We start from the raw sequence: 12,346 nt of genomic DNA, 5'->3' as shown, positions 1-12,346 counted from the left end.
GTTGATATTCCTGTACCACCAAACTCCGTTTGAGCAATGGGGGGACGCAGGAGGATAGGGTAAGCGCACTGCTGGATATGTGCGTCTAAGCAGTTAGGCTGCAAGCGAGGAAAATCCCGTTTGCGTGAAGGCTGAGCTGTGACAGCGAGGGAAATATAGTACCGAAGTTCCTGATTCCACACTGCCAAGAAAAGCCTCTAGCGAGGATAAGGTGCCCGTACCGCAAACCGACACAGGTAGGCGAGGAGAGAATCCTAAGGTGAGCGAGAGAACTCTCGTTAAGGAACTCGGCAAAATGACCCCGTAACTTCGGGAGAAGGGGTGCTCTTTGGGGTGTTAAAGCCTCGAAGAGCCGCAGTGAATAGGCCCAGGCGACTGTTTAGCAAAAACACAGGTCTCTGCGAAGCCGCAAGGCGAAGTATAGGGGCTGACGCCTGCCCGGTGCTGGAAGGTTAAGAGGAGGGGTTAGCTCACGCGAAGCTCTGAATTGAAGCCCCAGTAAACGGCGGCCGTAACTATAACGGTCCTAAGGTAGCGAAATTCCTTGTCGGGTAAGTTCCGACCCGCACGAAAGGCGTAACGATCTGGGCACTGTCTCAACGAGAGACTCGGTGAAATTATAGTACCTGTGAAGATGCAGGTTACCCGCGACAGGACGGAAAGACCCCGTGGAGCTTTACTGTAGCCTGATATTGAATTTCGGTACAGCTTGTACAGGATAGGTAGGAGCCTTGGAAGCCGGAGCGCCAGCTTCGGTGGAGGCATCGGTGGGATACTACCCTGGCTGTATTGAAATTCTAACCCATGCCCCTGATCGGGGCAGGAGACAGTGTCAGGTGGGCAGTTTGACTGGGGCGGTCGCCTCCTAAAAAGTAACGGAGGCGCCCAAAGGTTCCCTCAGAATGGTTGGAAATCATTCGAAGAGTGTAAAGGCATAAGGGAGCTTGACTGCGAGACCTACAAGTCGAGCAGGGACGAAAGTCGGGCTTAGTGATCCGGTGGTTCCGCATGGAAGGGCCATCGCTCAACGGATAAAAGCTACCCCGGGGATAACAGGCTTATCTCCCCCAAGAGTCCACATCGACGGGGAGGTTTGGCACCTCGATGTCGGCTCATCGCATCCTGGGGCTGTAGTCGGTCCCAAGGGTTGGGCTGTTCGCCCATTAAAGCGGTACGCGAGCTGGGTTCAGAACGTCGTGAGACAGTTCGGTCCCTATCCGTCGTGGGCGCAGGAAATTTGAGAGGAGCTGTCCTTAGTACGAGAGGACCGGGATGGACGCACCGCTGGTGTACCAGTTGTTCTGCCAAGAGCATCGCTGGGTAGCTATGTGCGGAAGGGATAAGTGCTGAAAGCATCTAAGCATGAAGCCCCCCTCGAGATGAGATTTCCCATAGCGTCAAGCTAGTAAGACCCCTGAAAGATGATCAGGTTGATAGGTTTGAGGTGGAAGCGTGGTGACACGTGGAGCTGACAAATACTAATCGGTCGAGGACTTAACCATAAATGATTACTCAACTTCTTCTTTAACATTATCTAGTTTTGAGGGAACAAACTCTCATCATAAATAGGTCTAGTGGCGATAGCGAGAAGGTCACACCCGTTCCCATCCCGAACACGGAAGTTAAGCTTCTCAGCGCCGATGGTAGTTAGGGGCTGTCCCCTTGTGAGAGTAGGACGTCGCTAGGCAAATGAAAAGAGCATCTTTATTGGTGCTCTTTTTATTTTTTATTAAAAATGATGGAAAAATAAAAAAGCCCCATAATGGAGCTGTTCAAGAAAAAATCTCTGGATTTGTTATTTTTTTTAATTGTTTTAAGAAATGTTTATATTTAGGATTGCTTGTATCTGTGGAAACTAAATCATTTTCGCAGTCTGTACAGATAAAAGAAGTGTATAGATGTATTCCTTTTCGTTTTGCTTGCTCGCAAATGACACACTCTTCCCCAATATGCTTCTTTGCCATTAGCATCCCCAACTACTCCACCTCCATACACCTAGTCTGTCCGATTCTTTATTATTGTATACAACCTTTTGAAAATTCAATTTTAAATTCCGTCTATAAACTATTGTATGATTTAAACTTAATTTGGTTGTATGTCTATTATGTAATTCTTTTATTGCATATTAATTTTAATAAATCCTGCAGTATCACTTTAAACGGCTATTTGGTAAAATAAATGGGACTCTAACAAAGATAAATGGTGATTAAAAATGAATCAAACAAGAATGCCTTTATTCGAAAAGTTAAAGAGGCATGCCGATCAAAATCCAGTGTCGTTTCATGTGCCTGGTCATAAATATGGAGAGCTCATTACAGGAGATATAGAAAGATACTATAAACAATTGCTTAGGCTTGACGCAACGGAGATTAATGGATTAGATGATTTGCATTCACCTGAAGGAATTATTAAAGAGGCAGAAGAACTTCTAACTCAATTATATGGAGTGAAAAAAAGCTTTTTCTTAGTAAATGGTTCGACGGTTGGAAACTTAGCAATGATCATGGCAGCAGTTAAGGAAAATGATACGGTTCTTGTGCAAAGAAACTGTCATAAATCCATTCTAAATGGGATCAACCTTGTAAAAGCCACTCCTATTTTTTTAGGTCCAGTTTTTGATGAGGATTGGGGGATTGCAGGAGGGGTGTCTGTAAGCATGGTTAAACAAGCGATAGAACTGTACCCCCATGCAAAGGCGCTCATACTTACGTATCCTAATTACTATGGAATGGTAAATAATTTAGATGAGATTATTAAAATTGCCCATTGCCATCACATTCCTGTTTTAATTGATGAAGCACATGGGGCTCATTTTATTGGGGGAGAATATTTTCCGCCTTCTGCCGTACAGCTGAATGCTGATATTGTTATTCAATCGGCACATAAAACATTGCCTGCAATGACAATGGGAGCGTATTTACATTTTAATAGTGATTTCCTTTCGCTAGTAAATGTAAGCAGTTTTCTTCAGATTTTACAATCTAGCAGCCCTTCCTATCCAATCATGGCTTCTTTAGATATTGCCAGAAACTACTTAGCCACATTTACAGCTAGAGATGCGAAGTCACTTCAGCAAAAGATAACTGAATTTCGAAATGGGCTACAGCAGCTAAAAGAAATTAGGGTGTTAACATATAAAGGGGGGATTGGTGACCCTTTAAAGGTAACAATTCAATCGACTACCTCGTTAAGCGGGTATGATCTCCAAAAATTATTTGAAAGTAAAGGGATATATACAGAAATGGCTGATCCTTCTAATGTTGTTTTTGTATTCCCATTATTAAAATATGAAATGGCATATCCAATAAGGGAAATCATTACGCGCTTGCAGTCTGCATTGAAATCGGCTGCTTATTACGAAATAGGTAAAGAAAAAGTTTCATGCGGTAAGCCTGGTATTTCCAGATTAGCATTAAATGCGGATGAACAAGCAAAAATAGAAAAAGTGAATATCCCGATAGAGGAAGCAATCGGAAAAATATGTGCCCAGTTAATTGTTCCATACCCACCTGGTATTCCCTTATTATTTCCTGGGGAAATAATAAGGGAGGAAGCAATCGAACAGATACAATTACTTAAAGCATCCGGGGCCAGATTTCAAGGTGATGAGATCTTACAAGATGGGAAACTAATTATTTACTCAACTTAGCACATTATTACTATAACTGAATCATCATGGGGGTTAACGAATGAATAAAGGAATTTTTATTACGGCAGAAGGACCGGAGGGAGCAGGAAAGACAACGGTGATTGGGATGATATCGCAAAAGCTTGAGGAAGAAGGATATCCGGTTCTCCTAACAAGAGAACCAGGGGGGATTGAAATTGCTGAGCAAATACGAAGGGTCATTCTAGATAAAAAAAATACTCAAATGGATGCCCGAACAGAAGCATTATTATATGCAGCTGCAAGGAGACAGCATCTAGTTGAGAAGGTTATCCCTGCTCTAGAAAAAGGATATATCGTGCTATGTGATCGATTTATTGATAGTTCCTTGGCCTATCAGGGCTATGCACGAGGGTTAGGAGTAGAAGAGGTGTTTTCCATTAACCGCTTTGCAATAGAAGATATGATGCCTCAGCTGACATTGTATTTTGATATTAAACCAGAGATTGGACTTGAAAGAATTAATAAGCATAAGAATCGGGAAGTTAATCGTCTTGATTTAGAGGATCTTGAATTTCACCATAAGGTTCGAGAAGGATATGCTATGTTATTGAATGAATATCCGAAGCGAATGGTTAAAATAAATGCGTCTCAGCCAGTTGAATCAGTTTTGAAGGAAGCAGAAGGGAGAATAAAAGAGATTATTCAGCTAGAAAGTAACAAGTACCTTAAAGAATAGACTTTAAGGCTTTTTTTCTAGTCCAATAAAATTCCCATTTATCTACAATGAATAAAATATGTTTGTTCCCTTATTAATTGGTATAATGTAGATAGGAATAATCATTGAAAAATGAAGGGGGCTGAAAATATGAAACTTATATTAGCGGTTATTCAAGATCAAGACAGCAATAAATTATTAAAAGCATTGGTGGATCATAACTTTCGTGCGACTAAATTAGCAAGTACAGGCGGTTTCCTTAAGTCAGGAAATACAACTTTCATGATAGGCACAGAGGATATACGTGTTGATAAAGCATTGCAAATAATAAAAGAAAATTGTCAGTCAAGAGACCAGCTAGTTGCCCCAATCTCCCCAATGGGAGGGAATGCAGATTCGTATGTACCATATCCAGTAGAAGTGGAGGTTGGCGGTGCAACCGTATTTGTATTGCCAATTGAAAATTTTCTCCAGTTTTAGATGAATGGATATCGTGGAGGATTATAATGAAAATTAATCAAGAACTTCGTTTGAATTTGGATAAAGCTAGACCTGAACAAAAACATTTAGTCAGTAGTGGTGCTAAGTTTTCTGGTTTAGTTCAAAAACAAGATCAAAAAATGCAAAATATGCAGCTTCAGCAGCTGCTAAAGGATATTAATTTAGCTGGAGACCGGCTTGGACGTTCAAGAACTTTTAAAGATTTAGCTAAATTTAAAACGTTAGTGAAACGATTTGTGAAAGAAGCCGTTGATTATGGGATGGAGTTAAAGCAATCCCACAGCTGGAATCAATTTGGTCAGGGAAGATCATTACGTGTTGTTGAAACAATTGATGATAAGCTAGTAGAGTTAACAGAGGAAGTTATGAAAAAAGAAGAATCTTCTATAGATATATTAGGGAAAATCGGTGAAATAAAAGGGCTTTTGATCAATATATATACGTAAGTGGTGATGAATTTGGCAAAAACATGGGAACAACTTCAAGAAATTCAGCCTGTCGTTTTGAAAATGTTTAAAAATAGTATACTAAAAGGGCGGCTTGCTCATGCCTATTTATTTGAAGGAATGAAGGGGACTGGAAAACGTGAGGGGAGTACGCTCTTGGCCAAAAGTGTATTTTGCCAATCCCCTGTAGAAGGTTATATCCCATGTGAAACCTGCCTAAACTGTAAAAGAATCAACAATGGTAACCATCCAGATGTACATGTTGTTGAGCCGGATGGCCAATCAATCAAGAAAACTCAGATTCAATCTCTGCAAGAGGAGTTTTCAAAAACAGGGGTTGAATCGAACAAGAAGTTATATATGATTGTACATGCGGACCGAATGACGATAAATGCAGCAAACAGTTTATTAAAATTTCTCGAAGAGCCACATCCTCACACCATTGCCATTTTGATGACAGAACAGTCTCAACAAATACTCCCTACTATTCTTTCTCGCTGCCAAACTATTTCATTTAAGGCTCTTTCTTCTTATCAAATGATTGAAACGCTTACATCAAATGGAGTAGATCGATTTACGGCGCCAATACTTGCCCAGATTACCAATAATTTAGATGAAGCACTCGAATATAGTCGAAATGATTGGTTTGTACAAGCGCAAAAAATAGTGTTAAAATTACATGAAGTGCTTAAAAAAAACCCGCTTGAAGCAATGGTAACCCTTCAGGAGGAATGGTTTTTACACTTTAAAGAGAAAGAACAAATGGATTATGGTTTAGATCTATTATTACTTATTTTTAAGGATTTATTATATATTCAATTAGGCAAACACGATCAAGCTGTTTTTCAAAACGAAAAAATCCGCTTTGAGCAGTTTGCCTTGCAATCCTCGAGCAGGCGTATATCGGAACAGATGACAGCCATTTTAGAAGCAAAAAGGAAATTGCAAGCAAATATGAATCCGCAGCTGCTAATGGAACAGCTTGTATTGAAATTGCAGGAGGGGTCTTCATTTGTATGATGTAGTAGGAGTCCGCTTTAAAAAAGCGGGTAAGATATATTATTTTGATCCCGGCGGGTTAATGATTATAAAGGATGACTTTGTAATTGTTGAAACCGTTCGAGGAGTGGAATATGGGAGGGTAGTGGTAGCCCCGAAAAAGGTTGATGAGCATGATGTTGTTCTTCCATTAAAAAAAGTCCTTCGAATTGCGGATCAAAAGGATCGAATGATTGTTGAAGAAAATAAACAAGCAGCAAAGGAAGCCTATGAGGTTTGCTGTGAAAAGGTAAGTACGCATCAGCTTGATATGAAACTAGTTGATGTTGAATATACATTCGATCGCAATAAGGTGATATTTTTCTTTACTGCTGACGGAAGAGTAGATTTTCGTGAATTAGTAAAGGATTTAGCAGCCATTTTCCGGACAAGGATTGAATTACGCCAAATTGGAGTAAGAGATGAAGCAAAAATGCTCGGGGGAATTGGTCCATGCGGAAGAATGCTATGCTGCTCCACTTTTTTAGGTGACTTTGACCCCGTATCAATTAAGATGGCGAAGGATCAAAATCTATCATTAAACCCAACCAAAATCTCAGGACTATGCGGAAGACTAATGTGCTGCTTAAAATATGAGAATGATGAATATGAGGCGGCTAAAGAGCAACTGCCAGATGTAGGTGAATGGATCGAAACACCGGATGGACCAGGAAAAGTAGTTGGTTTAAATATTCTTGAAAGAGTGCTTCAGGTTGATGTAACCTCACAGGAGCGAGTGCTAGAATACACACATGATGAAATATTAAAACAGGATGCTGTATCAGTTCAATCCACAGATTAACGAGGTGGAACACGTGGATAAAAAAGAAATCTTTGACTCAGTAAGTAGTATGGAAGCCCAAATCGGACATTTATATCAGCAGCTTGGTGAGTTAAAGCAGCATTTGGCAGAAATACTTGAAGAGAATAATTCTTTAAAACTGGAAAATAATCATCTAAGACAACATTTAGAATTACACACTGAAAAGGTAGAAAAGCCGAACGAAAAAAACAAATTAGCGACTGCAAAGGCAGAGTCAGCAGCGGAAAAACTGATTGATATAGGGGAAGGCTATGATAACCTTGCCCGTTTATACCAAGAAGGCTTCCATATTTGTAATCTTCATTTTGGAAGCCCCCGAAAAGAAGGGGACTGTTTGTTTTGTTTATCCTTTCTTAATAAGAAATAATGATGATGGCCTTCCTATAAAAGGAAGGCTATTTTTAAAGAATAGAAATAAATTTGGAGGAAAGTGAATGGATTTTTTACAAGGAGATGAACGCCTAGATTATTTGTTGGCAGAGGATTTGAGAATCATTCAAAGCCCATCAGTCTTCTCTTTCTCACTTGATGCTGTATTATTATCAAGATTTGTTTATGTACCTATTCAAAAGGGAAGCATAATTGATCTATGCAGCGGAAATGGTGTGATTCCACTATTTTTAAGTGCAAGAACAAAAGGAGCAATAACGGGTGTTGAAATTCAAGAGAGATTATACGATATGGCGAAAAGGAGCATAGAGTATAATAATCTTCAAGAACGTATACAAATGATTCATGGGGATATAAAAGAAATGCCTAAGGAATTAGGGTATGGGAAGTTTGATGTTGTTACTTGCAATCCTCCATATTTCCCCACTCCCTCCGCGGAGGAAAGAAACGAGAATGAGCATCTAGCTATTGCAAGGCATGAAATCTTATGTACATTAGAGGATGCAATTCAAGTTTCAAGTCAGTTAGTAAGACAGGGAGGGAAAGTGGCGTTTGTCCATCGCCCTTCAAGATTTCTCGATATCGTGACTTTAATGAGAAAATATAGACTGGAGCCAAAAAAAATTCAATTTGTCCATCCGAAGCAAGGAAAAGAAGCAAACACATTGCTAGTTGAAGCAACAAAAGATGGCAATCCTGATTTAAAAATATTGCAGCCGCTTATTGTATATAATGAAGAAAATGAATATACCCCAGAGTTGAAGGAAATTTTATATGGAAAATAGTCATCATTATTTTTACGTATTGCACTGTAAAGACAATAGTCTATATGCGGGTTATACAAATAATTTAGATAGACGAGTAAAGCTCCATAATGAAGGCAAGGGTGCCAAGTATACGAGAGGAAGAGGACCGGTAAAGCTGGTCTTCTCAAAATCATATGATAATAAAAGTGAGGCACTAAAGGCAGAATATGAATTTAAGCAATGGTCTAGGAAAAAGAAAGAAGACTTTCTAGTAAAGGAATCAGGTGGAATATATGTGGCAGCAAAAGAGCTTTAATAATGAAGGGCAAAAAGGAATATTGTATTTGGTTCCGACCCCAATTGGCAATCTGGAAGATATGAGCTTCCGTGCAATTAGAATAATGAAAGAATCCGATTATATTGCTGCAGAGGATACGAGAAATACGAAGAAGCTTTGCAATTACTTTGAGATTGATACGCCTATTCTTAGTTATCATGAGCATAACAAGGAAGTGAGCGGGCAGAAACTGTTGGAAAAACTAGCGGCTGGTGCGAAGATTGCTCTTGTGAGCGATGCAGGAATGCCAACGATCTCAGATCCGGGTTTTGAACTCGTTGCAGCAGCGACGGCTGAACAATTAACGGTTGTTCCTCTCCCAGGTGCAAATGCTGCATTGACCGCACTGATTGCATCTGGTCTAAATCCGCAGCCATTCTATTTTTATGGTTTTTTAAATAGGCAAAAGAAGATCAAGAGACAGGAGCTTGAAAAGCTTGCTAAATTTACGGCAACTACCATTCTGTATGAGGCACCGCATCGCTTAAAAGAAACGCTTGCACTGATTGATGAACAGATGGGTGATAGAAGAATTGTTCTTTGCCGCGAATTAACGAAGAAATATGAAGAGTTTATTAGAGGGACGGTAAAAGAGGCATTGAATTGGGCAATAAATGAAGAAGTACGGGGAGAGTTCTGCTTAATCATCGAAGGTTCTTCAGAAGAAGAAAGCGAGGATAAAGATATATGGTGGGGAGAAATGTCGATTGAGGCTCATGTTACTCACTATATAACCGTTAATGGAATGACTAGCAAGGATGCTATTAAGCAAACGGCTAGTGACCGTAATATGAGTAAAAGAGATGTCTACAATAAATATCATATTAAAGAGTAAAAAAGCTTCTCAAATTTTGAGAAGCTTTTTTTATTATACTAATTCAAATCTGTTTTGAATTTCTTTTAATAATTGCTCTGCACCTTCACGGCTAACAATTAACTTGCCATTAGCTAAGGTAATATTATCATCTGAAACTTCTCCAGTTACTTGGCATGTCATGTTTGGCTTGTACTTTTTAAGGATAATTCTTTCATCATCTACATAAATTTCAAGTGCATCCTTCTCAGCAATATCTAATGTACGTCTTAATTCAATAGGAATAACCACACGTCCAAGTTCATCAACTTTACGAACAATACCTGTAGATTTCATTTAATATTCTCCTCCCGAAATATATGATTCTATTTTTTCTATTTATCATTGATTCGTCATAATTCGACAAAATTCATTGTACCTCAATAATACCAGCCATTCCAAAAAACGTCAATTATTTTATTTTTATTTTGTTTGCCAAATTTATCCTATCACTTCATCGCTTGATATAATTAGGTTTCTTATGTATTTTGAAATAATTTACAGGGGTTAAATGGAAGTTTGATTAACAGTTTACGAAATGTGAAATAAATATTATTCGACAAAATTCTAATGCGAATTTTCGACATATACTATAGTATTCGTAGAGAAGTATAGTTTTATAGGGATAGTTAATAAGGTTTTGATACAAATAATAATTGCGAATTTATATAAAAATATACTTGCCGTGATTTGTATGGCATAATATGTGCATTTTGTTGCACAAATGCTAATTTTTAGGTATATTTTGATGATATAAGAGGTAAAGATGACGAATATAGAAACGTGTATCTCTATGCGTTAATTATCGATATCTTGAATATTTCATTCACGTCTTGATTTGATCGATTTTAATATGGAGAAATATTACTTTTAATGAGAGAGTTGATATTAAATCCAGAGTTTAAGCTTTTATAGGGAGGGAATTTTCATGGAGGAACAAGCAAAAACCTTTTATTTAACTACACCAATTTACTACCCAAGCGGAAATTTACATATAGGTCATGCCTATACGACAGTTGCTGGAGATGCAATGGCTCGCTATAAACGCCTGCGTGGCTTTGATGTTATGTATCTTACAGGAACAGATGAACACGGTCAAAAGATTCAGGAAAAAGCAGAGGAAAAGGGTGTTACACCACAGCAATATGTAGATGAAATTGTCGAGGGAATCCAGGAGCTTTGGAAAAAACTCGATATTTCCTATGATGACTTTATCCGTACAACACAAACTAGACACAAGGAAGTTGTTGAAAAGATTTTTGCCCAATTAGTAGAACAGGGTGATATTTACTTAGGGGAATATGAAGGATGGTATTGTACACCATGTGAATCCTTTTTCACTGAACGTCAGCTTGAAAATGGGAATTGCCCAGATTGCGGAAGACCTGTAAATAAAGTGAAAGAGGAGTCGTATTTCTTCAAGGTAAGTAAATATGCTGACAGATTGCTTCAATATTATGAAGAAAACCCTTCGTTCATTCAGCCTGAATCCCGCAAAAATGAAATGATCAATAACTTCATTAAACCAGGATTAGAAGATCTTGCCGTTTCAAGAACAACCTTTGACTGGGGAGTAAAGGTTCCTGAAAATCCAAAGCATGTCATTTATGTATGGATAGATGCATTATCCAATTACATTACTGCACTGGGATATGGCACAGAGAATGATTCTAAGTATAAAAAATATTGGCCGGCAGATGTCCATTTAGTTGGGAAAGAAATTATTCGTTTCCATACGATTTATTGGCCAATAATGTTGATGGCGCTAGATCTTCCACTTCCTAAAAAGGTGTTTGGGCATGGCTGGCTATTAATGAAAGATGGCAAAATGTCCAAATCAAAAGGGAATGTCGTTGATCCTGTTACATTAATTGACCGGTATGGATTAGATGCTTTGCGTTATTATTTATTGCGCGAGGTTCCTTTCGGGTCTGATGGCGTATTTACACCAGAAGGGTTTGTTGAAAGAATTAATTTTGACCTTGCAAATGATTTAGGAAACTTATTGAATCGAACATTAGCAATGGTTGATAAGTATTTTGATGGTGTGATCCCATCTTATAAAGGTTCGACTGGTGAGTTTGATCAACAATTGCTTCAAGTAAATAAAGAGACAGCAGCTAAATATGAAGAAGCAATGGAAAATATGGAGTTTTCAGTTGCACTTACAGCAGTATGGCAATTAGTAAGCAAGACGAACAAATATATTGACGAAACACAGCCTTGGGCTTTAGCAAAAGATCAATCCCACAAAGAAGAGTTAGGCAATGTAATGGTTCATTTGGCAGAATCTTTAAGAAGAATCGCTATTCTATTGCAGCCATTTTTGACAAGAACGCCAAAGGAAATTTTCACCCAGTTAAATATAAATGAAGAAGGTTTAACTTCTTGGGAGAGCCTTGATTCGTTTGGTTTAATTCCAGAAGGAACAAAGATTGCCAAGGGAGATCCAATATTCCCTCGTCTTGATTTAAAGGAAGAAGTAGAGTATATAAAAACAAAGATGCAAGGCGCTGCTCCGAAAGTTGAAGAAGTGAAAGAAGAAGTAAAACCGGATAGTGAAGAAATAACAATTGATGACTTTATGAAAGTGGATTTACGGGTAGCTGAAGTCATTCATGCGGAAGCAGTGAAGAAGGCAGATAAGCTGCTTAAGCTTCAATTAGACTTAGGATATGAAAAACGCCAAGTCGTTTCAGGGATAGCTAAGTTCTATAAACCTGAAGATTTAGTTGGAAGAAAAGTGGTTTGTGTAACAAATTTAAAGCCTGTTAAGCTTCGCGGAGAACTTTCCGAGGGAATGATTTTAGCAGGAAGCAAGGATGGAGAATTATCACTGGCAACGATTGCAGAGTCACTTCCTTTAGGATCTAGGGTAAAATAGCAA

At 38.7% G+C, this 12,346-nt stretch carries 13 protein-coding genes and 2 rRNA genes (1 of these 15 only partly in view); 13 read left to right on the top strand and 2 right to left on the bottom strand.

Going from position 1 to position 12,346, the window contains the following annotated elements:
- Both C1726_RS11665 and rrf read left to right on the top strand, forming a co-directional pair.
- Positions 1 to 1,502: ribosomal RNA gene (locus tag C1726_RS11665) — 23S ribosomal RNA — on the top strand (it extends 1,433 nt beyond the left edge of the window).
- Between the two features lie 68 nt (positions 1,503 to 1,570).
- Positions 1,571 to 1,687 (top strand): 5S ribosomal RNA (gene rrf / locus C1726_RS11660).
- A gap of 85 nt (positions 1,688 to 1,772) precedes the next feature.
- On the opposite strand, the gene C1726_RS11655 is transcribed toward rrf, so the two are convergent.
- Entirely contained in the window at positions 1,773 to 1,976 is a 204-nt protein-coding gene (locus C1726_RS11655; protein ID WP_102273332.1) for a sigma factor G inhibitor Gin, read from the bottom strand.
- Positions 1,977 to 2,212: 236 nt separating this feature from the next.
- On the opposite strand from C1726_RS11655, the gene C1726_RS11650 reads away from it, so the two are divergent.
- The 10 genes from C1726_RS11650 to rsmI all read left to right on the top strand — a co-directional run bounded on the left by C1726_RS11650 (position 2,213) and on the right by rsmI (position 9,441).
- Complete coding sequence (locus C1726_RS11650) at positions 2,213 to 3,649, top strand: aminotransferase class I/II-fold pyridoxal phosphate-dependent enzyme (protein WP_102273331.1); 1,437 nt, start codon at positions 2,213 to 2,215, stop codon at positions 3,647 to 3,649.
- Between the two features lie 40 nt (positions 3,650 to 3,689).
- Positions 3,690 to 4,346, top strand: a complete 657-nt coding sequence (tmk, locus tag C1726_RS11645; protein WP_102273330.1) for a dTMP kinase — start codon at positions 3,690 to 3,692, stop codon at positions 4,344 to 4,346.
- A gap of 129 nt (positions 4,347 to 4,475) precedes the next feature.
- Positions 4,476 to 4,805 (top strand): cyclic-di-AMP receptor, encoded by a 330-nt coding sequence (locus tag C1726_RS11640; RefSeq protein ID WP_053479333.1) that lies wholly within the window; start codon positions 4,476 to 4,478, stop codon positions 4,803 to 4,805.
- A 26-nt stretch (positions 4,806 to 4,831) separates the two neighbouring features.
- On the top strand, positions 4,832 to 5,272 hold the full coding sequence (locus C1726_RS11635) for a YaaR family protein (protein ID WP_102273329.1): 441 nt from the start codon (positions 4,832 to 4,834) through the stop codon (positions 5,270 to 5,272).
- 12 nt (positions 5,273 to 5,284) lie between these two features.
- On the top strand, positions 5,285 to 6,292 hold the full coding sequence (gene holB / locus C1726_RS11630) for a DNA polymerase III subunit delta' (protein WP_102273328.1): 1,008 nt from the start codon (positions 5,285 to 5,287) through the stop codon (positions 6,290 to 6,292).
- Positions 6,285 to 7,112, top strand: a complete 828-nt coding sequence (locus C1726_RS11625; RefSeq protein WP_102273327.1) for a PSP1 domain-containing protein — start codon at positions 6,285 to 6,287, stop codon at positions 7,110 to 7,112. Before holB ends, C1726_RS11625 begins: the two co-directional genes overlap by 8 nt.
- Positions 7,113 to 7,125: 13 nt before the next feature.
- On the top strand, positions 7,126 to 7,500 hold the full coding sequence (yabA, locus tag C1726_RS11620; RefSeq protein ID WP_102273326.1) for a DNA replication initiation control protein YabA: 375 nt from the start codon (positions 7,126 to 7,128) through the stop codon (positions 7,498 to 7,500).
- Positions 7,501 to 7,567: 67 nt separating this feature from the next.
- Positions 7,568 to 8,308: a tRNA1(Val) (adenine(37)-N6)-methyltransferase gene (locus C1726_RS11615; protein WP_102273325.1), complete on the top strand. Its 741-nt coding sequence runs from the start codon at positions 7,568 to 7,570 to the stop codon at positions 8,306 to 8,308.
- Positions 8,298 to 8,585, top strand: a complete 288-nt coding sequence (locus tag C1726_RS11610; RefSeq protein ID WP_102273324.1) for a GIY-YIG nuclease family protein — start codon at positions 8,298 to 8,300, stop codon at positions 8,583 to 8,585. Before C1726_RS11615 ends, C1726_RS11610 begins: the two co-directional genes overlap by 11 nt.
- Entirely contained in the window at positions 8,563 to 9,441 is an 879-nt protein-coding gene (gene rsmI, locus C1726_RS11605; protein ID WP_102273323.1) for a 16S rRNA (cytidine(1402)-2'-O)-methyltransferase, read from the top strand. Before C1726_RS11610 ends, rsmI begins: the two co-directional genes overlap by 23 nt.
- 33 nt (positions 9,442 to 9,474) lie before the next feature.
- Here the strand turns inward: rsmI and C1726_RS11600 are convergent, their stop codons facing one another.
- Entirely contained in the window at positions 9,475 to 9,756 is a 282-nt protein-coding gene (locus tag C1726_RS11600) for an AbrB/MazE/SpoVT family DNA-binding domain-containing protein (RefSeq protein WP_102273322.1), read from the bottom strand.
- A gap of 625 nt (positions 9,757 to 10,381) precedes the next feature.
- Between C1726_RS11600 and metG the strand changes: the two genes are divergently transcribed.
- Positions 10,382 to 12,343 carry a methionine--tRNA ligase gene (metG, locus tag C1726_RS11595; protein ID WP_268877051.1) on the top strand — a complete coding sequence of 654 codons (1,962 nt, stop codon included), beginning with the start codon at positions 10,382 to 10,384 and terminating at the stop codon, positions 12,341 to 12,343.
- Positions 12,344 to 12,346 lie beyond the last annotated feature (3 nt).

The sequence above is a fragment of the Cytobacillus massiliigabonensis genome, from assembly GCF_900199725.1.
Taxonomy (GTDB): domain Bacteria; phylum Bacillota; class Bacilli; order Bacillales; family Cytobacillaceae; genus Cytobacillus; species Cytobacillus massiliigabonensis.
This window is presented reverse-complemented; position numbering and strand designations above follow the sequence as displayed.